Genomic DNA, 22,792 nt, shown 5'->3' with positions numbered 1-22,792 from the left:
GTTTAACAATAATGATGTCACCTATGTTTACCTCTTCAGGAGATACTTTCCTGATCTCATCGCCAACTTTAAGATTTGCATAGTCAGGACGAATATCCATCAAAGCACGTATTGATTTTCTGGAGTGACCTACAGCTATATCCTGAAACAATTCACCTACCAGATAGAACAGCATAACTGCTACACCTTCTGGATACTCTCCAACGAAGAAAGCACCAATGGTAGCAATACTCATCAAAAAATGCTCACTGAATACCTGACCGCGGGCAATACCTTTTATTGCTCTTAAGACAACCTCTCCACCAACTATGATATAACTAATAATAAACAAGGTAAGCTCAAGCCAATTTTGGAAATTAAAGATGATTCCCACGGCAAATATTGCTCCACCGACCACAAGTCTTATGATTTCTTTTTTGTTGACACCTTCTTCTTCCTCATCGTTATTTTCGTTTATTTTGGTCTTGGAGTTATTCTCCTCAAAAATGACCTTTACATCTGGCTCTATTTTCTTTACTATGCCTTCAATCTTCTCATTTAACTCAGAGCGGTTGACTTTCGGACTTATTTCCAGTGTTAGTTTCTTCGAAACAAAATCTACTGCAGCAAATTCAACTCCTTCTAGACCGCTTATTTCTTTTTCCATTTTAGCTGCACAATTCGCGCAGCCAAGTCCTTCAAGCATTACTATGCTTTTGTTCACCTTTTTCTTCTCTGCATCAACTATTTTAACATCCGGCTCAAGTTTATTTACAATGGATGTTACTTCTCCAAGAATTTTACCAAATTCCTTTTTATCGACCGCTTCAATTGTCAGCTTCTTAGATACAAAATCAACGGTCGCACTATTTACTCCTTCAAGGCTTTGTGTTTGAGCTTCAATCTTTGCAGCACAATTCGCACAGTCAAGTCCTTCAAGTATTAATACTTTTTTATTGCTCTTGTTAACGGATTTTTCTTTCACTACCACATCCGGTTCGTGCTTGTGCACTATGGTTTTAACTTGCTGTAATATATTCTTATACTCTTGCTCTGATTCAATTTCTAAAGTCAATGTCTTGTTCATGAAGTTCATATAGGCTTTGACTCCATTTAATTTATTAACCTCATCTTCAATTTTAGCTGCACAATTTGCGCAATCTAAACCTTCTAAAATTACTTCCTTCTTTAACATTACTGACCCTCCTTTACTTACTTTCTTCTGAAATATGAATTAATCCCTGGTCAAATATTTGCTTTACATGTTCATCTTCAAGAGAGTAGAATACAATCTTTCCTTCTCTTCTGCTCTTTACTAGTCCAGCCTGCTTTAAGACTCTTAGCTGATGTGAAATTGCTGATTGGGTCATATTTAATAAGAATGCAATATCGCAAACGCACATCTCTGATTCATCTAATGCCCAGAGTATCTTAATTCTTGTTGAATCTCCAAAAACTTTAAATAGTTCTGCTAGATCATATAGAGTTTCTTCTTGAGGCATTTTTTCTCGCACTTTATTTACAATTTCCTCATGTATTACATCAGAGTCGCATCTTTCAATTGGTTGAATTTTTTTTGCCATATTTATATCACCTCCTTATCATTCAATTGAACACTTGAATAAGCTTTCATATGTATTATAAACCTCAATTCTCCGTTTGTCAATAAAAACATATGAGTAATTGTTCAAGTGTGTTTATCTTTTAGCTTTACGGTCAAGACCGCCACCTCTAAGCGCAGCGTAGGTGGGTTTTAATCAGGTGGAGTAGACTCTCCATCTGATTCCCCGATGTTTCAGCTTGCTGAAACGAGTTCACTTATTAGATTATCCCCAAGTATAAATAGAAAAGAACCGCCCATCAAGAAGTATTTCTCCTCAATCGGCGGTCAAGTTCATTTTAAATTAATACATCAATCTCTACTCCAAACTTAAACTCAACGGTCAGCTTATTATCAAATACCGTAACTTTTTCAATAAGCCGCCTTACCAGTTGCTCATCATATTCCTCCAGCTCATAGGACTGTTCATTCAAGAAGTCTGTCATTTCAGCTATTCGCTGCTTCTTCCTTCACGCTCTGCATTTTTAACCAGCGCATTTTGCTTCTGCTCCCGCAATCGGTAATCCAATTATGTCTCCTGTAGTTATTTATAATAGTATAAGTACTCTTCCCCTACTGGCGGCTATCTTAATACGAGCTTATAGGTTTACTTCTATTTCTAACCCCGACTTAAACTCTACCACTAACCTGTCATCATATACAATTGCTTTTTCAACTAGTTTTCTAACCAGTTTATCATCAAATTCCGTAATACCACCGGTTTGCATATTAAGAAAGTCCGTCATCTCAGCGATCCGATCCCGCTTATCTTGACGGAGAGCGTTTCTTGAAAGGGTTTCTTGCCTTAAGTCCCGTAAGCGGTAAATCTCATTGACAATATTATCATATGCTTCCTTTGAATTTGCCAATTGGATCAACTCGGCTTGAAGCTCTTCCAGCCTTTTATCAATATCTGCCGTACTCTCGTCCAAATCCTCGTTTAATACGGTTTCAATATTCTTTTTCAGTATGGCCAGAAAAGAGTTTTTTCCGCTGACCGCTACATTGATGGCATCTACAATTTTCTCTTTAAGCGTATCTTCAAGTATAGTGGAAGCGGTACAAAACAAACCGGTGTTTTCCAATCTACTAATGCATCTCCATACGATTGATTTCTTTCCTCGGTTATTCCAATGAACCCTGCGGAATATCTCATGACAGTTGCCGCAAAAGACCATCTGTGATAAAGGATGCTTGTTGCTATAGTTTCTTTTCTTTCCATTCTTACTTATATGCACACATCTTCTTTTGACAAGCTGTTCCTGAACTTGCATAAAAATTTCACGCGGGATTATAGGCTCATGACTGTTTTCTACATAGTATTGCGGAACAATACCATTATTGGGTACCCTTTTCTTTGATAAAAAATCTACTGTATAGGTTTTCTGTAATAGCGCATCACCGATATATTTTTCATTCCTCAAAATCTTGTTGATGGTGCTGGTATGCCATCTGGGATTGCCTGCACCCGTCAGAATTCCGTCAGCCTCCAAACCCCTAGCTATCTGTAGCATACTGGAACCTTCAAGATATTCTCTGTAAATGCGTTTGACGATCTCAGCTTCTTCAGGTACGATAACTAAATTGCCATCCTTATCCTTTGTATAGCCAAGAAACCGGTTGTGATTGATATGGATTTTTCCTTGCTGATATCGGTATTGAATACCCAGTTTTACATTCTGGCTTAACGATTGGCTTTCTTGCTGTGCCAAAGATGCCATAATGGTCAACAGGATTTCTCCTTTGGAATCCAATGTGTTTATATTTTCCTTTTCAAAGTAAACCGGAATATTTTTTTCTTTAAGCTGCCTTATGTACTTTAGGCAGTCCAGCGTATTTCTTGCAAACCGGCTGATAGATTTCGTAATTATCATATCGATTTTGCCCTGCATGCATTCTTCTATCATCCGGTTAAATTCTTCACGCTTTTTCGTGTTGGTTCCGGTAATACCTTCATCTGCAAATATACCAGCTAACTCCCATTCTGGATTGCTTTTAATGTAATTTGTATAATGCTCGATTTGCGCTTCATAACTGGTTGCCTGCTCCTCGCTGTCCGTAGAAACACGACAGTAAGCTGCTACCCGAAGCTTAGGTAATTCCTCTGCATTTGCACTATTCCCAATTCGCTTACGGGCAGGAATTACCGTAACATTCCTGGTTATCATCTAAAATCACCTCGCTCTTAATAAGACTATAAGCATACTCTGCCTGCTGAAATGGATCATCGTATAGATTATCTGGTATTGAAGCATGAAACTTAAAATTCAGGCATTTCTTTTCATTTCCTTTATGTTCATAAATCCTGCCAAGCGTCTCAGCTCGCCTGCGTCTTTCCAGTTGTGCTTTTTCGAATGTGTCCTTGCTGATAATTGGCGGATAAAATTTATCCTCAACATACCGTTTATCTGTCAGCATTCTTGCAATAGATGTGTGGTAACGCTTAATGCCCGCTTTTTGAGCCGCTTCGCTTAAAGAAAGCCCGGAAAGATAAGCCTCAAATAGTTTCTCAATCTTAACTGCTTCCTCTTCATTAACGACAGCCCTGCCGTTTTGAATGGTATATCCAAAAGGTATATGGCTCATCATTTCACCAACCTTTCCCTTAAGTTCAACCCGCATTTCATTTTGAAATCTATTTCTTCTTGTGAAAACACAATGATTTCTTCAATAAAATCCTCAAATATTCTGCTATCGAATGCATCAATCTGCTTTTCAGCTTTCGTTGCAAATTTAAGAAGCTTCTCAACCTCAACAAGAGCAGTCATGCTCCCATCGATTGCGCGTTTTATGGCTTCTTTTTGTTCTTTTAATATGGCTGCTTCTTTGAGCAGCTCATTTTTCTGTGTATTAAAAAGAGCGGGTTCCAGGTATCCTTTAGCCATAAGTCCCATAATCACCTGAACTCGCTCTGTATTTTCTTTGATTTTTGTTTCCATCTCCTGAATCTTTGTTATGTTATCTGAGTAATTTGTCTTCTTTAAGCTTTGTAGCAATGGTCTTAGAATGAATTTATGACCGAAAATAAGCTTATTAATCATAACAACGAAGGCCTGATGGATCGCATCCTCTCTGACAAACTTCATGGAGCAGCTTGATGCGTCCTTTATGTGCTTTGTGCAGCACCATGCAATATATTTACGGTCACCGCTGCCATGAATTCGACGCTTAAAATTGCTGCCACATTCTGCGCATTTGATTTTCCCAGAGAAAGGGTAGCGTTTTTGATACTTGCTGCTTCCCTTAATTACACCTTTTTCTTTTCCTCTTTGCTTTAATATCTCTTGGGCGGCTTCAAATTCCTCATGAGATATAATGGCTTCATGATGATCTTTTATCATGTATTGATCTTTTTCCCCATGATTATAATGCCGCTTAAAATTCTCATCTGTATAGGTTTTTTGCAGAAGGACATCCCCAGTATATTTTTCATTGCTTAAAATGCCGCGGATAGTTGTCGCTGTCCAGTGTGAACCTCTCTTTGTTGGGATTTTATCCGAATTTAGCCCATCTGCAATTTTCTGTGTACCTTTACCTGCCAAAGCTTCAGAAAAAATCCGCTTTACGATTTCAGCCTGTTCTTTATTGATAAATAGCTTTCCATCCACATAATCGTAACCATAGGGAGGGTACGAAATTTTGTATGTTCCGTTTTGGAACCTACGCCTGATAGACCACTTACTATTTTCTGCAATGGATAATGACTCGTTTTCTGCAAGGCTGCTCAAAATTGTCAGCACCAATTCGCCTTCCATGCGCTGCGTGTTTATATTCTCTTTCTCGAAATAGATGAAAACACCGAGATCGGTAAGTTTTCGCACCATTTCAATGCAGTCGGTTGTGTTTCTGGCAAATCTGCTGACTGACTTGGTTATAATAAAGTCAATTTTCTTGTTTTCGCAATCTGCAAGCAGTCTCAAAAGTCCAGTTCGGTTTTCCTTTTTTGTGCCTGATATGCCTTCATCATAGTAGATCCCTGCAAACTCCCAATCAGGATTTGCTTTTATATAGGATTCATAATGGTCTTTTTGTGCTTCCAGGCTTGCCATTTGTTCATCACTGTCTGTTGAAACCCTGCAATAAGCCGCTACCCTCACCTTTGGCTTGAAAGCTTGGAGAGCATTGTTTCCATCAATCCTTGTTACCTTTCTCACTGTTTTCACCTCCTCGTATAATAGTATTAAACCCATTAGATAGCAGAATTTCCAGTTAAAAATGCTATCTAATAACTAACTGTTGAACCGGTTCACGTTCTTGACTGGCATTTTCAGTATCGGGAAACCGGGTTCCACATCTAACCTGTAAGGCGCGCGATTACAAGGTTGTGAATCCCACTCCCGATTTAACTGAAATTCCCGTCAGAACGAACAGTTGAAATTGTTGTTTGACAACTTAATATCGTTTCTCCGAATTGGTTATACGAAACTTTGGCGATATTCTTTTCGCCCAGAGCAACGGCTCATCTTAGTGTAACTATTTCCGGAAGTGAGATTCTAACCGGCCGTCCAGAGTTTGTTCGCTCTTCGTGGCTCGGCTGGTTTTTTATTGCCTTTTTTCAGTATCCCTAACTTGTGTTTCAGACCAGCCCATGGGACAATGGGACTGACAGGTACTTTTCGGGAGATTTCTGTCCCTCCTTGCGGATCTTGCTAGATACTGCTCTGAAAAGCCTGCTACCCGTGGTCCATCATTGATTATCTGACCGCTAGTTGCACCGGCCGGAGAACTGGGGGTAACAACCAAACTGTCTGTTCTCTTGTGCATGAGTTCTGATGACGAGGCTGATTTAGATGGTTCCCATGGGCACCCAGGTCTGAAAAGTAGCTGATTATTTTTTGAAGGGAGGTGTGGATATGGCTAGCCTTATGGTGGGAATTGACGTGAGCCTCCGCTCTCATTCGGTACAGTTCATGAATGATGCCGGAGATGCTCTTGCTGCATTTACTGTTGCAAACGATTTGTTTGGTGCCGAAACGCTGCTAAATCGGCTACTTACTGTTGCTCGCAAATATCAATGTTCACTCGTGCGAGTCGGAATGGAAGCAACTTCGAATCTCGGTTGGCATTTAGCTCACTTTCTAAACGCTAAGCTCCAGCAGCAATCGGAGTTTCAGGCTCAAGTCTTTGTCCTAAATGCAAGAAAGGTCGCTCGTTTTAAGAAAGGGTATGATACTTTGCCGAAAAACGATCGCCTGGATGCCTGGGTTATTGCTGACCAACTTCGGTTTGGCCGTCTCCCTCACCAATTGACATCTTGCATTCAGTTTGAGGCTTTGCAGAGGCTTACCAGAACTCGGTTTTTTCTCATGCAGAATATCGCTCGCGACAAAACTTTCTTCCTTAACCAGGTCTTTCTTAAGTTTAGCGGCCTGCGTCAGGATAACCCTTTTTCCAATTTGTTTGGCGCAACATGCTTAGCAGTTCTGCAAGAATTAGAGCCGGAACAGATCGCCACCATGTCTATTGAGGAATTGGTTGACTTTCTGAAGGCGAAAGGGAAAAACCGCTTTGATAATCCTGAGGAGCTTGCGGCATATCTGCAAAAGCTTGCACGGTCTTCGTACCGTTTAGATAAACTCTTGGCTGATCCTGTAAATATCTCTTTGGCTGTCATCCTCAGTGTCATTCAGACAATGGAGAAAGAAGTTGATAAGCTTGATAAAGAGATTGCTAAGATTATGAAGTCAATCCCGCAAACGCTGACTTCTGTCAAAGGTATTGGCCCGGTGTTTGCCGCCGGCATTATTGCCGAAATAGGCGATATCTCTCGCTTTAAAGATCATAATTCCCTCGCCAAATACGCCGGTCTAGTCTGGTCACAATATCAGTCGGGCGAGTTTGAAAGCGAGGAAACTCAACGCGTGCGCACTGGCAATAAGTATCTGCGCTATTATCTGATACAAGCTGCTAATCTGGTTCGGCTTCATGACAGCGAATATAATGCTTTTTACCAAAACAAATATGCACAAGCAATGAAGCATCAGCATAAACGTGCTCTCGTCTTAACTGCCCGCAAATTGGTGCGGCTGGTCTTTATGTTACTAAAGACCAAGAAGCTGTACACGCCACCTGAAGGGAGAGGATAATAACCTTTTTCTGGTTATAAACCTTCCTTGCTGTCCTGCTTTTTATTGGCATTTTTTTACATTAAAAAGCAGGTTTATTTGGTGTACCCTTTTTTCAGCAAAATCGCAAAAGTTGTTAGCATTTTTTCCATTTTTTCATTTTCAGCCCATTGACATATTACCGCTAGGCTTGTTGAGACATTATTTGAAAAGACCGGTCGTAAATACAGAGAGGCTTGTGAGATAATAATCTCCTACTTCGTGCAAAGGTGTGAGGTGTTCGATGAGATTACCAAATAAAGTAACATCATATTCAAACAGTATTATTGCGCTTTTTCCAGGTATTTTAGAAGCATTGTCACAGCAAGATATGTCCCCAAAAGAATTATTTGAACGAACCATGCCACGCCAAAAAAACATGGCTGATTTTCTAAGTGCTTTAGACTGCTTGTTTGCATTAGGCAGAATTAAACTAATTGAGGAAAAGAGGGTACTGCGCTATGTTGAAAGAGATACGATGCGATAAATTTGCTCCAAATCATCAAGTGATAAAACTTAATGAAGGATTAAACACGGTTTTGGGCAGTTCCAGCGGTACTAATGCAATAGGAAAATCAACATTTCTGTGGGTTATAGATTATGCATTCGGCGGTGACAGATACTACTCCATGTCGGATGATATAAAAAAGGAAATAGGCCCACATACCATCCATTTCACTTACGAGTTTGAAGGACAACCGTACTATTTTTATAGAAGTACTGAAGATACTAAAAATGTATATCGAAGTGATAAGGACGGACATTTTATTACAAAATTGACACTTGATGAATTTCGTAGCTTTCTATTTCAAGAATATAAAGTTGGTATCCCCTCTCTTACTTTTTCAGATATAACTGAGCGTTTTTTCCGCATTTATGGGCGCGAAAATACGCTAGAAAAGTATCCATTACTTGTAAAACCTCGTGAACAAGATGAAAAGGCAGTCGATTTTTTATTAAAACTTTTTGGGCATTATGAAATTCTATCTGCGATTAAGAGCATGGAAGAAGAACTTGGGATTAAATTTTCGCAGCTCAAATATCGCCAACATCAGAGAGTGGATATAGAAAAAATCGAAACCAATCAAAAAATGATCGAGTCTTTAAAGAAAAGGCTTCAAAAATTAATGAAAAACAACGAAGAAGCGCAATTAGCAGTTTTTGGGTTTGATACACATACATTCGAACAAATAACTGCAATTCAAAAAGAATTGAATAGTTTTATTCGCAAACGTAATCGCTTGCAATCGCAGCTTAATGCTATTACGAGCAATATAGCTGATAGCAAGGCCGAAATCGCAAGTGAATTTGATTCATTGTTACACTTTTTCCCAAATGCTAATATAGCAGCATTTGAAAAGATTGAATATTTTCATGAGAAAATTAGAGAAATTTTAGGCGAAGAGATGAATCAGGAAATTGAGCGTTTGCAGCAAATAATTGATCGATATGATAAAGAAATAAATCGCCTTAATAGAAAAATTAAAGAAACTGGCTTAGCTAAGGAAATGTCAGAGAGAATACTATCACAGTGTGTTAATGTGTCTAAAACAATTGATAGACTTGAAGAAGAAACGGCGGATTTAATTCGTCAGAAAGAGCTTCAAGAAGCTCGCATTGAAGCGGAGAGGAAATTAAAAGATCTGCTGCTGCAACAAACCGAAATAATACATGAAATACAAGATAACATTAACCTACGAATGAAAATAATTAACGACGTAGTAACTGAACAGCAGGAAATCGCCCCACTTTTGCAGATAACTCCTCAAAAGGAAATTATATTTGAAACACCCGGAAACACAAGTGAGGGAACCGCTTTCAAGAGCCTAGTTATATACGATTTAACTATACTTGAACTACGTCCAATCCCTGCACTTATCCACGACTCCAATATCCTTAAACGTATTGAGGATATACACTTAGAACATATATTGGAACGTTATCAATCCAGTAATCGCCAGGTTTTCATTGCGTTTGATAAAGCTGATTCTACAACTGAGAAAGCGCACAAGATTTTAGAAGAAACAGCAATCTTGCGATTATCAGATGGTAATGAACTATTTGGTCGTTCGTGGAGTAAATACGAATCTAATGATTATTAAACATAGGAGGAAAAAACTATGGCTGCAATAAATGATTTACTGCGTCAAATTCCTGACACTTCTTTGCGTGATCGATTAGAACAGGAATTTGCCCGCTTATCAAAAAATAAAAAATTTGGTCTTGTATTTGAAGAGCACATTCCTGAATGTACTCCTCTTTATGATGTTCCTGTAAAACGTGGCTCGACGGTTGCACTCAAAACAGGTCATATTAACGATTTGTATACGGTGTTAAAAATAGAAGAGGATATTGCCCTTTGCCGCAACAAAACAACAGGTGATACTAGAAATATCCCAGTTTCGGAGTTGGTTTCAGTTGCTCAATTTGGAGAACCTATTTTCCCCATGCTTCAGCCAATTGCTGCTGTAGAGAATGCACGTGACAGTAATTTATGGCACACTATTATTGAAGCAGATAATTACCACGCTCTCCAGTTATTAGAATATTTATATCCAAAGAAAGTAGACTGCATTTATATAGATCCACCATACAATACCGGTGCTCGGGATTGGAAATATAATAATGATTATGTTGATTCCACTGATAATTGGCGTCATAGTAAATGGCTATCCATGATGCAGAAACGTTTAAAGATAGCAAAAAGAATACTTGCTGATGATGGTGTTTTGATTACTACAATAGATGACAATGAATATGCTCATCTATGGATTCTCCTTCACGAAATTTTTCCAAACCTAACTCATACCTGCATAACCATTCAGCATAATCCCGGCGGAACTCAGGGCAAAAAATTTTCTGTGACTCATGAATATGCAATATTTTCATATTCATCAGAAAGTACTATTTTTCGCAAGCAACATACTGGTGGAGATGTATATAATTTAAGACGTTGGGGAAGCACTTCAGGTCGCTACGAAGGTGCAACATGTTTTTATCCAGTAATTCTAGACTCTAACTATAACATCATCGGTTTTGGTGATTTACTCGATGAAGAGTTACACCCTACAGCTCAAGTAGAATATAATGCAGATGGTACAATTTATGTTTGGCCAATTGATAAGAATGGCATTGAAAAGAAATGGCGATATGGACGTGATACCGTAGAATCAGTAAAAGATAGAATGTTTATTGAAAAAAGAGGAAATCGAATAGAAATTATTTTACGTAGAGAAAGCGAACCTCCAAAAACGGTTTGGACTGATCCTTTATATAATGCAGAAGCCCATGGTACAGATATGCTTAAAACCATAATTGGTGGCGGTTTTTCTTACCCAAAATCACTCTATGCTGTCCATGATGCATTGTTATTCGCTGTATCAGGAAAGAAAAATGCTTTAATTGTCGACTTTTTTGCTGGTAGTGGAACAACGCTCCATGCGGTAAATTTACTAAACGTAGAGGATAATGGTAACCGTCGTTGTATTTTAGTAACAAATAACGAAGTATCAGACGCAGAATCAAAAGCTTTACGCGAACAAGGATATCAACCTGGCGACCTAGAATGGGAAAAACATGGTATATGTCGCTCGGTTACTTGGCCTAGGATAAAATATAGTATCCTTGGAAAACGTGATGATGGCACTATCCTATCAGGAGAGTATTACACAAACCAAACAGTATCAAAAGAGGTAGAGCGTTCATTCTATCAGCTGGGCTTTATTGATAATCCTACGGAACTAACAACTAATGCAAAAAAGCAGCTTGTTTCTTTGCTACGCGGTAAGGATGGAAAGTCGCAATTACCACAATCATTAGTCAAAGCAGATAGTAAATTCATTGTTTCGGATAAACATTCGGCGACGATCTTGTTTGATGTAAATGCTGTTAATGAATGGCTGGAAGCTTTAGAAGATCAAGACCACATCACAGACTTTTATATAGTGGTAAAATCTGCTGCCACTTTCAAGGAAATTAAAGCACAGGTATCAAACTTGCTCGGTCCAATGAATGTAACATTGCAAGTTAAACGTCCCATGAGCGATGGTTTTCCTGCAAATGTTGAGTATTTTAAACTAGGTTTTTTAGATAAAAACAGCGTATCACTAGGTCAACAATTCCGCGAAATATTACCATTGCTTTGGCTAAAATCCGGTGCTATCGGCCGGAGGCCAGAAATAAACAGCGATGAAGAACCAGATATGTTAATTCTTCCTCAAAACGGATTTGCAGTTCTGGTTGATGAAACAAAATATGCCGAGTTTGCAAAAAAGATTTCAGAAGAAAATAATATTAAAGTGGTATATTTTGTAACAAACTCGGAGGAAGCTTTCCGCGAAATGACTGATGGCATAAAAATAAAAAATACATACCAACTATACCGCGATTACATTGATAACTTTGTGTTGGGAAGTAGGAGGGATTCATAAATGAGAGTTACTTTATTTCCATTTCAGGAAACGGCTCTTGCAGAATTGCATGAGAAAATTAATAAAGCTCATTTAATGTGGAGCGAAAAAGACCCTCAGGTAATATCGTTTTCCGCACCTACGGGTTCTGGAAAAACTATAATTATGACTGCACTTTTTGAAGAAATCCTATATGGAGGTTCAGATAATATCGGCGATCCGAATTCAGTGTTTGTTTGGCTTTCCGATTCGCCGGAACTTAACGAGCAAACGCGATTAAAAATTGAAAGCAAATCAGACAAAATTCGTGTACGGGACTTAGTAACTGTAGATTCAAACTTTGATACCGAGTATTTGGAGGGTGGACGTATTTATTTTATTAACACACAAAAACTCGGTTCTGACAAGTTATTAACAACTAAGTCCGATACAAGGCAATATACAATTTGGGAAACACTCACAAATACAGCTAAACGCATTCCCAAACAGTTCTATGTGGTCATTGATGAAGCACATAGAGGGACTTATACATCTGCTCAAGCAGAAAATAAAGCACAATCCATCATGCAAAAATTCATCAAAGGTAGCGAAGAAGACGGACTTTGTATTATGCCTTTAGTTATCGGCGTAACCGCAACACCTCAGAGATTTGATAACTTAATTGCTGGGACTACTTCGACAGTACAAAAAGTTATTGTTCCACCTGAGCAAGTACGTGAATCAGGGCTTTTGAAGGACAGGATCATTATTCATTACCCGGATATCCCGCTTGGTGCCGATATGACAATGTTTAAAGGTGCAGTCGAAAATTGGCTTAAAAAATGTGCTCACTGGAAAGCTTATTGTGAACGTGAAAATGAGAAAATGGTAAACCCTATCCTTGTCGTCCAAGTTGAGGATGGTAATGAACGAGAAATAACCCGTACCGATTTAGGGATTTGCATCGATTTGTTGGAAGAGGCAATGGGACGCAAGTTATTGCCCGGTGAAGTGGTACATACCTTTAATGATTATGGTACGATCAAAGTGCGTGACGTTGAAATTCATCAAATTGAAGCTTCTAGAATCGAAGACGAAGAAAATGTGAAGGTTGTGTTCTTCAAAATGAACCTTTCCACAGGTTGGGACTGTCCTCGTGCTGAAACAATGATGTCATTTCGTAGCGCGCAGGACTATACCTACATAGCACAGCTTTTGGGGCGTATGATTCGCACTCCTTTGGCAAGAAGAATTGCCTCCGATGCTGAACTTAATAATGTAAGTCTGTTTCTTCCATACTTTGATAAAGATACAGTAAAAAATGTTGTTAATGCTCTACATGATAGTGAATCGGTTATGCCCACTGAAACTGGTACAAATAAAGAGCTTATAACACTCGGGCGCAACCTCGCTTATTCTGATGTGTTTGATTCAATGGATAAGCTCATTACATACCGCCTGGATTCATCCCGCAAGCAAGCACCGCTTAAGTTATTAATACAGCTTTCTAGAGCATTAACAATGGATGGTATTGATTTGGAAGCACAAAAAGCCGTTAAAAATGCAGTTTTATCAAAAATGGACGAAGAAATTGCTCGCATAAAAGTAAGTGGTGACTTTGATGGTCGAGTTGCTTCAATCACTGGATTTGCTCTTAATACGCTAACATTTGACTATGGAGAAAATGCTTATTCATTTGATGAAGCTACACAAACCATGACTGTTACCGAATTTGACATTTCTCGACATTTTGAACAAGCTGGAAGGATATTGGGAGAAGGCTTACATAAGGAGTATTGGATTCGCCACAGTACCCGAGACCATATTGAAGTAAAGATTGAAGTCATTGTGCTTACAAGTGATACTGCTGCTATGGAGCGAATAAACGCCTTTGCAGAAGAGAAATTTATTAGTCTATATGAGAATAATAAACGCTCTATTGCAAGATTAAATGAGGCTCGAAAAAACATCTATGAAAGATTAATAAATGCTTCCGCTCAACCAATAGCTATTCCTTGGGTATTGCCAGATTCAATCGATTTTTCAGTTTCAGATAACAGTATAAAAATTGATCGACACCTCTATTGTTCTGAGGATGGAACATTCCAAGCATCACTAAACCCATGGGAAAAGGGAGTTATTGAAGAAGAACTAAAAAACGGTGCCGTTTGCTGGTTACGTAATCTTGATCGTAAAAAGTGGTCACTTGAAATCCCATATGAGGTCGGCGGTGTTATCACTTCTATGTTTCCTGATTTAGTGGTAGTGAGAGCTGATGCACAAGGTTACATTTTTGATATTCTAGAACCACACGACCCCAGCCGTAAGGACAATTATCCCAAGGCAGTTGGCCTAGCAAAATTCGCAGAGAAACATTGGGATAAATTTGGAAGAATTCAACTTATCCGGCAAAAGAAAGGATTAGACGGTCGTGAACATTTCTATAGACTTGATATGGCAAAAGTAGCTGTTAGAAATAAAGTTCGTGGCATTACATCAAACGAGGAACTTGATAGAATTTTTGATACGGATGCTGAGCGAGAAGATTAAATTATACATCCATCCTGCATCCTCGACCCCCTGTAAAAAAGGGGGTTATCTAATCTGGTAACTCAACTATTAATTTTCGCGACGGTTGATATGTTCCCCCAAGCAATAAAAATAAGGGTTTCCTGACATTGCCACATCCAGCAGATCGGCCTCGAGAAAAACTAAATGTCTGGAAACCCTCTATTTACAAGCTTTTCAGTTTTTTATTTCTCAACCTTTGACATCAATGTGACACACTCCACATGGCTGGTCTGCGGAAACATATCGACTGGCTGAATCTCCCTGGTCACATAGCCGTACTCCGCCAAGACGGCCAGATCGCGGGCGAGCGATGCGGGATTGCAGGAAACATAGACAATGCGGTCGGGCTGCATGCGGACAAATGTTTCCAATACGCGGCGGTCACAGCCGGCGCGGGGCGGGTCGACAACGATCGTCTGGGGACGAACGCCGTTGGCGTACAACTTAGGCATAACGTCCACCGCGTCTCCGACGATGAAGTCTACATTATCCACGCCGTTGCTGCGGGCATTTAGCCAAGCATCCCGCACCGCCGGTTCGACCACTTCAATCCCGTATACCTTTGCGGCCCGTTTGGCCAGAAACAAAGTGATGGTGCCGGTGCCGCAGTAGGCGTCAATCGCCGTTTCCGCGCCCGTGAGCCCCGCATACTCCACCGCTTTGTTATATAACCTGACGGTCTGTTCGGTATTGACCTGGAAAAAGGAACGCGCCGAAATCTGGAAAATAAACTCGCCCAGCCGGTCGGTGATGGTTTCTTTCCCCCAGAGAACTTTGGTTTCTTCCCCGAGAATGACATTCGTGCGCTTAGGATTGATATTTTGGACAATACTGACCAGCCCCGGCACCGCCCCGGTGAGCTTTGCAATCAGGCGCTCCCGGTGCGGCAGTTCACGGGTCGCGGTGACAATTACCGCCATTACTTCGCCGGTAGCCGTCCCGACCCGGCCAAGGATATGGCGGATGACGCCTTTTCCTGTCTGTTCGTCATAGGTGGCAATGCCCAGCTTGTTCACGACGTCGCGCACGACGGCAGCGATGATATTGTTCGTCTGATGCTGGATATAGCAGTGCTCAGTGTCGACAATTGTATGCGTCCCCTGGGCATAACAGCCCACCACTGCCCGGTTGTCGGCAAGCCCCACCGGAAATTGCATTTTATTGCGGTAATACCATGGATTCGGCGCCGGTAGGGTGGGATGGACCACGACACCGTCCAGTTTGCCGATACGCATAATGGCATCGACGACCTGCCTGTGCTTAACGGTGAGCTGCGCCGCGTAACTTAGATGCTGGAGCTGACAGCCGCCGCAGCGGTGAAAGAGGGAGCATAAGGGCTCTACCCGGTCAGGCGACGGCGTTAGCACTTTGCTCAGCTTGCCCTTGGCGTAATTTTTTTTGACTTCGGTAATAGCCGCAACAACGGTTTCGCCGGGCAACGCCCCCGGGACGAACACGGTAAAACCTTCGTACCGCCCCACCCCTTCGCCACTATGACCGAGGCCGGTAACTTCAACTTTATAGCTTTTTCCTTTTTGTACAGGAATAACTGTCTTGGTCATCTCTACCCATTCCTTTCTGTGCTACAAACAGATTAAACCGCAGAGCGGGTGGCGTCAATAGCTTTTGCCACTCACTCTGCGGTTATATTATTTTTTATCTTAGGTTTCGTTTTTTTCGGCTCCATCTTGCCCGGCTTCGGCACTCTTCCCCAATTTAACAAGTGTCTGGGTATATTCCTCTAATTTTTTGCTGACAAGATAGTGGACGGTGCCCGGCGGATAAGTGCCGTCAGGCTGCAGCTGTCCGGCCGGCACACCGGTGAGAATTTCAATCCCCTCATCAATGGTCCGCACCGGGTAAATATGGAATTTACCTTCCCGTACGGCCGCAACCACTTCGTCGGAAAGCGTGAGATTGTTTATATTTTGGTAAGGGATCATCACACCCTGCTGGCCGGTCAAACCCTTAATCTTGCACACGGCAAAAAAGCCTTCAATTTTTTGGGTCGCCCCGCCGATCGGCTGGATCTCGCCCTTCTGGTTCACCGAGCCGGTAACGGCAATATACTGCTTGATCGGCAGCCCAGACAGACTGGACAAGATGGCATACAGCTCGGTACTGGAAGCGCTGTCACCGTCCACCCCGTCATAAAGCTGCTCAAACGTTAGACTGGCCGTCAAGGTCAGCGGCTGCCGCTGCGCATATTTCTGGCCGAGATAACCGCTTAAAATCAGTACACCTTTGCTGTGACTGGTCCCGCTCATCTTGGTCTCGCGTTCGATGTTGACCACACCGCTCTTGCCAAGATAGGTATTGGCCGTGATGCGTGACGGCTTGCCAAATATGTATTCGCCGATAGCTAGCACCGCCAAGCCGTTAACTTGGCCGACTTTTTCCCCGTCGGTGTCGATCAGCAGCTTACCCTCGGCGAACATCTCCTGCAGTTTCTCTTCGTACTTGTTGAACCGCCGCCGTTTTTCCTCAATGGCGCGCTCGATGTGCTGCGCCGTAACAATCGGGCTATTGTCCTGGGTGGCCCAGACGTCAGCCTCGCATAATAGTTCCACGATTTCGCTGAACCGGGTCGTAAGTTTGGTTTGGCTGCCGGCCAACCGCGTTGAGTATTCTACCACCCTGGCGACCGCCGCCCGGTCAAAATCCTTTAGATTTTCCCGCCGCACGGTGCTGGCAATAAAGCCGGCAAGTTTTTGGATGTTTACCGGCGTGTTGTCCATTTCCACATCGAAGTCGGCATATACTTTAAAGAGTTTACGAAAGTCCTCATCGTAAGCGTATAGTAGGTGATAAAGAATCGGGTTGCCGATGAGAATAACCTTCACATTGACCGGGATAGGCTGCGGTTTAAGCGAAGCCATGGCAATGGCGCCGTACTGCTCCCCCAAGTTTTCGATTATGATCTTCTTGGTCTTCAACACCCGCTTCAAGGCTTCCCATGCGCCGATATTGGCCAATACGTCCCGAACGTTAAGGATTAGGTAGCCGCCGTTGGCCCGGTGCAGCGCACCCGACTTAATCATGGTGAAATCGGTACTGACAACACCCATGCGTGTTTCATACTCGACCCGGCCGACGAGGTTGTAATACGTCGGGTTGGTCTCGACAACCACCGGGGCGCCGTCGATGTCGCGGTTATCGACAAGCAGGTTGACCCGATATTTGTCTTTGGCATCATGGATATTACGCTTAAACAGCAGAAAGGGATTATTTTCGTCTTCGGCGGCCGTCGGTTTAAAGTCGTTAATGTTTTTTACGACATCCTGTTTGACGGCCTCAAGATAACGAACCACCTTATCGTAGGCCTTGTACTTTTCTTTCAGCTCGTCAATCAAATGGCCGGCGGCAAAGAGGCCCGCCTTGGCGTCCAAATCTTTCAGTTCTTCGCGGGCTTCGCGTTCCACCTGCTGTACCAGCCGCATGGCCTCCATAGCCTTTTCATGAACGGCCATGAGCTGTTTTTCAATTTCTTCGCGTTTATTTTTGTCCAGTTGTTGATATTCCTCCGGCGTTATCGGTCGCCCGTCTTCGGCGATGGGTACCCCGGCAAAACCGGTAGTGGTCCATTGCGGCAGGATACCGTGCTGCTTGGCCTCATTGGCAAAGGTCTCCATAATTTCGGCGCTGCGGGCTTGGAATTTTTTGACGATATTTGTTTTCGCCTGTTCGTAATCGTCGCTGCTAAACATCTTGGAAATGCCGCTTTTCAGATTATCGACCAGTTCCTGCATGTCCTGGCAGAAGCCCCGCCCTAAGCCGGCCGGCAGGGTAAGGGCAAGCGGCTGACTGGGGTTTTCGAAATTATTGACATAGCACCAATCGTCAGGGACCGGCTCATCGCTCGCAACCTTGCGCACTGCGGCCTTGGCATAAGTAATTTTGCCGGTTCCCGCTAAGCCGGAAATATAAATATTATAGCCCGGATTTTTCGTGAAAAGGCCAAACTCAACGGCTTTGACAGCCCGTTCCTGACCAATCATCACATCCAGCGGCGGGACGGTTTCGGTAGTTTCAAAGTTAAACAAACTCTCGTCGCAGTGAAAACGGAGTTTTTCTACCGGAAGTTCCTGCCATTTGGTCAATTAAATCATCCCTTCTCACTCAGCATTTATAAAAAGATTTCGTACTATTCTATGCAAATTCCTCTTAGCTATTACCACTGTAGTTCTGAGCTGCCGCACACCAAACACAGGTCGAAATAGTCTTCCGGCCGTCGAAACGCCAACGTCGTAATTTCTTTGTCGACACCCATACTGGTAATGGTTTCCATATCGCCGGTGGCATGAAAATGGCCAATAAGTCCCGAAACAGGGCCGTTGGTATAGGGTACAACCGACTGGACTTTGCTGGCGCCAAACAGGCGCTGATTTCCACATCTTTTGCACGACGGCATAGTTTTCACCTCGTCATATTAGTGGGATCCCGAAATACAGCATCAGGATTTTACTGGTATTGATGAAGGAGTGGGCAACAACGGCGCTGATTAGCGACCCTGTCCAGTAATACAACAAGGCCAACCCGGCGCCGACAACCATCATCTCCGCCAACCAGTAAACATTGAAGTGAAAGAGGGCAAAAATGGCGGCGCTGCCGAGTGCTCCGCCCCATAAGCCGAAGCGGGCCTTTAACGCCGGAAAGGTCAGCAGCCGGTATAAACCTTCTTCCATGACCGGCGCCGCCAGTGCGGCCAAAAACAGCGGGACGGCCAAGTCACGCCACGTGGCGGCGTTTTGCACCTGCGCGACCAAAGGGTGCTGCACCGGACTGGTAAAAAAAACCGAAACATAGAGGCGCTCGCTGTAAAGACTGGCGCCGAGCAAAACGGCGCCACCGGCCAGCCCACGCAGGCCATTTTGCACGCCGTGCCGGAAGGAAACGCCCCAATCGCGCCACTTAGCACCATGGCGGTGAATAACCAGACCGATCAGGGCCAACACCAACAATCGGTCGGTTATTTCAATAACTAACGGACTGGCGGCAAAAACCAGCGGAAATACTCCCCGTACAAGGATTAGCCCGAACACCAGCCGCAAAACATGGACAAGCAGCACCTCTTTTAAGCCCCATGGCACCTGCTCCGGCAACATAACATTCCCTCTTTTTTTAGCGTAACAGTACCATTATGCGCGGGCATCCTTGCTTTCATGCACAAAAACAGGAGCGCCATATCGACGCTCCTGTTGGGAAAATTAGTATATTGTGCAAGTATGGATGGAACAAAAGCCAACGTCTTACAGCCGTTCGCGCAACAATTTGTTCACCAATTCGGGATTGGCCCGGCCTTTTGTCTGTTTCATTACTTGTCCGACCAAGAAGCCGAGCGCCCGTTCCTTGCCCGCCTTGTAGTCGGCCACCGACTGCGGATTGGCGGCGATAACGGCTTCGACCACGGCGACGATGGCGCCCTCGTCGGTAATCTGAACTAAGCCCTTCTCTTTCACAATGGCCTCGGCGTCCTTGCCGCTGGTCCACATCTCCTCGAATACCGTCTTGGCAATCTTGCCCGAAATCGTACCCTTATCGATCAATTTTAACATTCCGGCCAAATCCTGCGGCTTGATCGGGCAATCGGCAATATCTATGTTCTGGGCATTGAGGTGCTTGGCCACTTCGCCCATCAGCCAGTTGGCAGCGGCCTTAGGGTCTACCTCATGGGCCACTACCTTATCGAAATAGTCGGCCATGGCCCGGCTGGCAGTAATAATCTCGGCGTCATAGGCAGAAAGGCCGTAGCTGTCCATCAGGCGCTTCTTGCGCGCATCGGGCAGCTCGGGCAGACCGCGGCGAATTTCTTCCACCCACTCGGGGTCAACCACGACCGGCACCAGGTCAGGGTCGGGAAAGTACCGGTAGTCATGGGCCTGCTCCTTGCTGCGGAGGGACAGGGTAATCCCCTTTGTCTCATCCCAGGAACGGGTCTCCTGGACGATTGTCCCCCCTTCATCCAGGATTTGGGCCTGCCGGGCCGCCTCATACTCCAGCCCCCGCTGGACCGCCCGGAACGAATTGAGGTTTTTGATTTCCGTTTTGGTACCAAATTGGGTGGACCCTCGCGGCCGGAGAGAGATGTTGGCATCGCAGCGGAGGCTTCCTTCTTCCATCTTGCAGTCCGATACGTCGATGTACTGCAGGATGGCCTTTAGTTTCTCCAGATAGGCTTTTGCCTCTTCCGGCGAGCGGATATCAGGTTCGGAAACAATTTCCAGCAAGGGGACACCGGTACGGTTATAATCGACCAGCGCATAATCGGCGGTAGCAATGGTGCCGGCATGAACCAGCTTGCCGGCATCTTCCTCCATATGTACACGGGTAATACCGATGCGCTTAACTTCGCCATTCACCTCGATGTCCAGGTAGCCGTTGACAGCGATAGGCAAGTCATATTGGGAAATCTGATAGTTTTTCGGCAGGTCGGGATAATAGTAATTTTTACGGTCAAACTTGCTAAACGGCAGGATTTGGCAATTTAGCGCCAAACCGGTGCGGATCGCGAACTCCAGTACTTTTTGGTTGAGGACCGGCAGCACCCCCGGGAGACCGAGACAGACCGGGCAGACATTGGTATTCTGCTCGGCGCCGAATTTCGTGCTGCAACCGCAAAAGATTTTGGAATTGGTTTTGAGTTCGGTATGAACTTCCAGGCCAATGACAATTTCGTAATCCATGGTTTAAACCTCCCCCAGCGGCGCCAAGCGCTTGTGGTAATCATTGTTCTGCTCAAAGGCATAAGCGGCGCGCAAAATGGTCGCTTCGCCCAATGGCTTGCCGATGAGCTGCAGGCCAATGGGCATGTTGCCGGCAAAACCGCAGGGCAGCGAAATGGCCGGCACGCCGGCCAGGTTGACCGGGATGGTGAAAATGTCCTGCAAGTACATGGCCAGCGGGTCATTGACTTTTTCCCCCGCTTTAAACGCCGGAGTCGGCGCCGTCGGCGTGATCAGCACATCAACTTGTTCAAAGGCCCGGTCGAAATCCCGCTTGACGAGCGTACGCACTTTTAGGGCCTTATTGTAGTAAGCGTCATAATACCCCGAACTGAGGGCATAGGTACCCAGCATAATCCGCCGCTTGACTTCGGCGCCAAACCCTTCACTGCGGGTCCGTTTATACATGGAGACGATGTCGTTGCCTTCACCGCGATAACCGTAGCCCACGCCGTCATAACGAGCCAGGTTGGAGCTGGCCTCGGCCGGGGCAATCAGGTAGTAAACGGATAAGGCATACTCGGTATGGGGCATGGAAACTTCCACGATTTCCGCGCCCATCGCCCGGAACTGGTCGACGGCCCGGCGCACGGCCTGTTCGACGGCGCTGTCCAGGCCGGCGACGAAATATTCCTTCGGCAGGCCGATTTTCAGGCCTTTAACGTCGGGAACGAGCGCCTTGGTATAGTCAGGTATTTCCGTCCGGATAGATGTGGAGTCATGGGCATCATGACCGGCGATAACGCTTAACACCAGCGCGCAGTCAGTAACATCCCGGGTGATGGGACCGATTTGGTCGAGCGATGAGGCGTAAGCCACCAGGCCAAACCGGGACACCAGGCCATAGGTGGGTTTGAGGCCGACTACCCCGCAGTAAGCAGCGGGCTGGCGGATCGAACCACCCGTGTCCGAACCCAGCGCCCAAATAGCTTCACCGGCGGCTACGGCCGCCGCCGACCCGCCGCTCGAGCCGCCAGGAACAGCCGCCGTATCCCATGGATTGCGGGAAGGGAAAAAGGCGGAGTTTTCCGTCGAACTGCCCATGGCAAACTCGTCCATATTGGTTTTGCCGGCGATAACGGCATCGTTGGCGGCTAGTTTAACCATAACGGTAGCGTCGTAGGGGGGGATAAAGTTGGCCAATATTTTAGAGCCGCAGGTCGTTTTTACGCCTTTCGTGCAAATATTGTCCTTTATGGCGCCGGGAAGGCCGGCAAGGGGGCTAATCTTTTCGCCCCGGCGAATTTTTTCGTCCACTTTTTGCGCCTGGTCCAAGGCCTGCTCGCGCGTCTGGGTAATATAGGCCCGAACTTCGCCCTCAACCGCATCGATGCGACCGAAAACGGCTTCGGCAATTTCGCGGGCCGACACTTCTTTCTTTAGCAGTTTTTCGTGCAGCGCATGCGCAGTATATTGATACAGTTTCAC

At 44.2% G+C, this 22,792-nt stretch carries 18 protein-coding genes (1 of these 18 running past the window's edge); 6 read left to right on the top strand and 12 right to left on the bottom strand.

Translation table 11 applies throughout. The features are described from left to right. The 6 genes from BLQ99_RS06425 to BLQ99_RS06400 all read right to left on the bottom strand — a co-directional run. Positions 1 to 1,174: the beginning of a heavy metal translocating P-type ATPase gene (locus BLQ99_RS06425; RefSeq protein WP_093689270.1), read on the bottom strand. It extends 1,424 nt beyond the left edge of the window; 1,174 of the gene's 2,598 nt are visible here — the first part of the coding sequence; its start codon is at positions 1,172 to 1,174; its stop codon lies off the left edge, out of view. Positions 1,175 to 1,187: 13 nt separating this feature from the next. After that, on the bottom strand, positions 1,188 to 1,481 hold the full coding sequence (locus BLQ99_RS06420) for an ArsR/SmtB family transcription factor (protein WP_242867391.1): 294 nt from the start codon (positions 1,479 to 1,481) through the stop codon (positions 1,188 to 1,190). Positions 1,482 to 1,878: 397 nt separating this feature from the next. Beyond that, entirely contained in the window at positions 1,879 to 2,025 is a 147-nt protein-coding gene (locus BLQ99_RS06415; protein ID WP_003868544.1) for a hypothetical protein, read from the bottom strand. Positions 2,026 to 2,178: 153 nt separating this feature from the next. Beyond that, entirely contained in the window at positions 2,179 to 3,747 is a 1,569-nt protein-coding gene (locus BLQ99_RS06410) for a recombinase family protein (RefSeq protein WP_093689268.1), read from the bottom strand. Further along, entirely contained in the window at positions 3,710 to 4,168 is a 459-nt protein-coding gene (locus tag BLQ99_RS06405) for a recombinase family protein (protein WP_245690310.1), read from the bottom strand. Before BLQ99_RS06405 ends, BLQ99_RS06410 begins: the two co-directional genes overlap by 38 nt. Next, positions 4,165 to 5,733 carry a recombinase family protein gene (locus BLQ99_RS06400; protein WP_093689264.1) on the bottom strand — a complete coding sequence of 523 codons (1,569 nt, stop codon included), beginning with the start codon at positions 5,731 to 5,733 and terminating at the stop codon, positions 4,165 to 4,167. The genes BLQ99_RS06405 and BLQ99_RS06400 overlap by 4 nt, the downstream gene beginning before the upstream one ends. Before the next feature lie 699 nt (positions 5,734 to 6,432). On the opposite strand from BLQ99_RS06400, the gene BLQ99_RS06395 reads away from it, so the two are divergent. From BLQ99_RS06395 to BLQ99_RS06375, 6 genes are all read left to right on the top strand, one after another. Next, positions 6,433 to 7,665, top strand: coding sequence for an IS110 family RNA-guided transposase (locus BLQ99_RS06395; RefSeq protein WP_093689262.1), 1,233 nt, complete (start codon positions 6,433 to 6,435; stop codon positions 7,663 to 7,665). 156 nt (positions 7,666 to 7,821) lie between these two features. Next, positions 7,822 to 7,944 (top strand): ABC-three component system protein, encoded by a 123-nt coding sequence (locus tag BLQ99_RS15365; protein ID WP_342721895.1) that lies wholly within the window; start codon positions 7,822 to 7,824, stop codon positions 7,942 to 7,944. Next, positions 7,928 to 8,170, top strand: coding sequence for an ABC-three component system middle component 7 (locus tag BLQ99_RS06390; protein ID WP_065820984.1), 243 nt, complete (start codon positions 7,928 to 7,930; stop codon positions 8,168 to 8,170). The genes BLQ99_RS15365 and BLQ99_RS06390 overlap by 17 nt, the downstream gene beginning before the upstream one ends. Beyond that, positions 8,145 to 9,785 (top strand): DUF2326 domain-containing protein, encoded by a 1,641-nt coding sequence (locus BLQ99_RS06385; protein ID WP_093689260.1) that lies wholly within the window; start codon positions 8,145 to 8,147, stop codon positions 9,783 to 9,785. The genes BLQ99_RS06390 and BLQ99_RS06385 overlap by 26 nt, the downstream gene beginning before the upstream one ends. Positions 9,786 to 9,803: 18 nt before the next feature. Beyond that, complete coding sequence (locus BLQ99_RS06380; protein ID WP_171904615.1) at positions 9,804 to 12,113, top strand: site-specific DNA-methyltransferase; 2,310 nt, start codon at positions 9,804 to 9,806, stop codon at positions 12,111 to 12,113. Beyond that, positions 12,114 to 14,621, top strand: a complete 2,508-nt coding sequence (locus tag BLQ99_RS06375; RefSeq protein WP_093689258.1) for a DEAD/DEAH box helicase — start codon at positions 12,114 to 12,116, stop codon at positions 14,619 to 14,621. It begins immediately after the preceding gene. A 203-nt stretch (positions 14,622 to 14,824) separates the two neighbouring features. On the opposite strand, the gene rlmD is transcribed toward BLQ99_RS06375, so the two are convergent. From rlmD to gatA, 6 genes are all read right to left on the bottom strand, one after another. Next, positions 14,825 to 16,204 (bottom strand): 23S rRNA (uracil(1939)-C(5))-methyltransferase RlmD, encoded by a 1,380-nt coding sequence (gene rlmD / locus BLQ99_RS06370; protein WP_093689256.1) that lies wholly within the window; start codon positions 16,202 to 16,204, stop codon positions 14,825 to 14,827. Between the two features lie 99 nt (positions 16,205 to 16,303). Beyond that, positions 16,304 to 18,742, bottom strand: a complete 2,439-nt coding sequence (locus BLQ99_RS06365) for a Lon protease family protein (RefSeq protein WP_093689254.1) — start codon at positions 18,740 to 18,742, stop codon at positions 16,304 to 16,306. A gap of 71 nt (positions 18,743 to 18,813) precedes the next feature. Continuing rightward, positions 18,814 to 19,053: a hypothetical protein gene (locus BLQ99_RS06360; RefSeq protein WP_093689252.1), complete on the bottom strand. Its 240-nt coding sequence runs from the start codon at positions 19,051 to 19,053 to the stop codon at positions 18,814 to 18,816. A gap of 13 nt (positions 19,054 to 19,066) precedes the next feature. Beyond that, positions 19,067 to 19,747, bottom strand: a complete 681-nt coding sequence (locus BLQ99_RS06355) for a CPBP family intramembrane glutamic endopeptidase (protein ID WP_093689250.1) — start codon at positions 19,745 to 19,747, stop codon at positions 19,067 to 19,069. Positions 19,748 to 19,891: 144 nt separating this feature from the next. Beyond that, positions 19,892 to 21,325: an Asp-tRNA(Asn)/Glu-tRNA(Gln) amidotransferase subunit GatB gene (gene gatB, locus BLQ99_RS06350; protein WP_093689248.1), complete on the bottom strand. Its 1,434-nt coding sequence runs from the start codon at positions 21,323 to 21,325 to the stop codon at positions 19,892 to 19,894. A 3-nt stretch (positions 21,326 to 21,328) separates the two neighbouring features. Further along, entirely contained in the window at positions 21,329 to 22,792 is a 1,464-nt protein-coding gene (gene gatA, locus BLQ99_RS06345) for an Asp-tRNA(Asn)/Glu-tRNA(Gln) amidotransferase subunit GatA (protein ID WP_093689246.1), read from the bottom strand.

It is taken from the genome of Sporolituus thermophilus DSM 23256 (assembly GCF_900102435.1).
Taxonomy (GTDB): Bacteria; Bacillota; Negativicutes; order Sporomusales; family Thermosinaceae; genus Thermosinus; species Thermosinus thermophilus.
The sequence above is the reverse complement of the archived record's forward strand: the minus strand, read 5'-3'. Positions and strand labels throughout refer to the sequence as shown.

What these genes read in the sequence shown, in the direction of transcription:
- BLQ99_RS06420 (WP_242867391.1), bottom strand. Translation starts at nt 1,481, where the DNA reads ATGCCTCAAGAAGAAACTCTATATGATCTAGCAGAACTATTTAAAGTT.
- BLQ99_RS06360 (WP_093689252.1), bottom strand. Translation starts at nt 19,053, where the DNA reads ATGCCGTCGTGCAAAAGATGTGGAAATCAGCGCCTGTTTGGCGCCAGC.
- BLQ99_RS06380 (WP_171904615.1), top strand. Translation starts at nt 9,804, where the DNA reads ATGGCTGCAATAAATGATTTACTGCGTCAAATTCCTGACACTTCTTTG.
- BLQ99_RS06410 (WP_093689268.1), bottom strand. Translation starts at nt 3,747, where the DNA reads ATGATAACCAGGAATGTTACGGTAATTCCTGCCCGTAAGCGAATTGGG.
- BLQ99_RS06415 (WP_003868544.1), bottom strand. Translation starts at nt 2,025, where the DNA reads ATGACAGACTTCTTGAATGAACAGTCCTATGAGCTGGAGGAATATGAT.
- BLQ99_RS06385 (WP_093689260.1), top strand. Translation starts at nt 8,145, where the DNA reads ATGTTGAAAGAGATACGATGCGATAAATTTGCTCCAAATCATCAAGTG.
- BLQ99_RS06355 (WP_093689250.1), bottom strand. Translation starts at nt 19,747, where the DNA reads ATGTTGCCGGAGCAGGTGCCATGGGGCTTAAAAGAGGTGCTGCTTGTC.
- gatB (WP_093689248.1), bottom strand. Translation starts at nt 21,325, where the DNA reads ATGGATTACGAAATTGTCATTGGCCTGGAAGTTCATACCGAACTCAAA.
- BLQ99_RS06375 (WP_093689258.1), top strand. Translation starts at nt 12,114, where the DNA reads ATGAGAGTTACTTTATTTCCATTTCAGGAAACGGCTCTTGCAGAATTG.
- rlmD (WP_093689256.1), bottom strand. Translation starts at nt 16,204, where the DNA reads ATGACCAAGACAGTTATTCCTGTACAAAAAGGAAAAAGCTATAAAGTT.
- BLQ99_RS06395 (WP_093689262.1), top strand. Translation starts at nt 6,433, where the DNA reads ATGGCTAGCCTTATGGTGGGAATTGACGTGAGCCTCCGCTCTCATTCG.
- BLQ99_RS06390 (WP_065820984.1), top strand. Translation starts at nt 7,928, where the DNA reads ATGAGATTACCAAATAAAGTAACATCATATTCAAACAGTATTATTGCG.
- BLQ99_RS06405 (WP_245690310.1), bottom strand. Translation starts at nt 4,168, where the DNA reads ATGATGAGCCATATACCTTTTGGATATACCATTCAAAACGGCAGGGCT.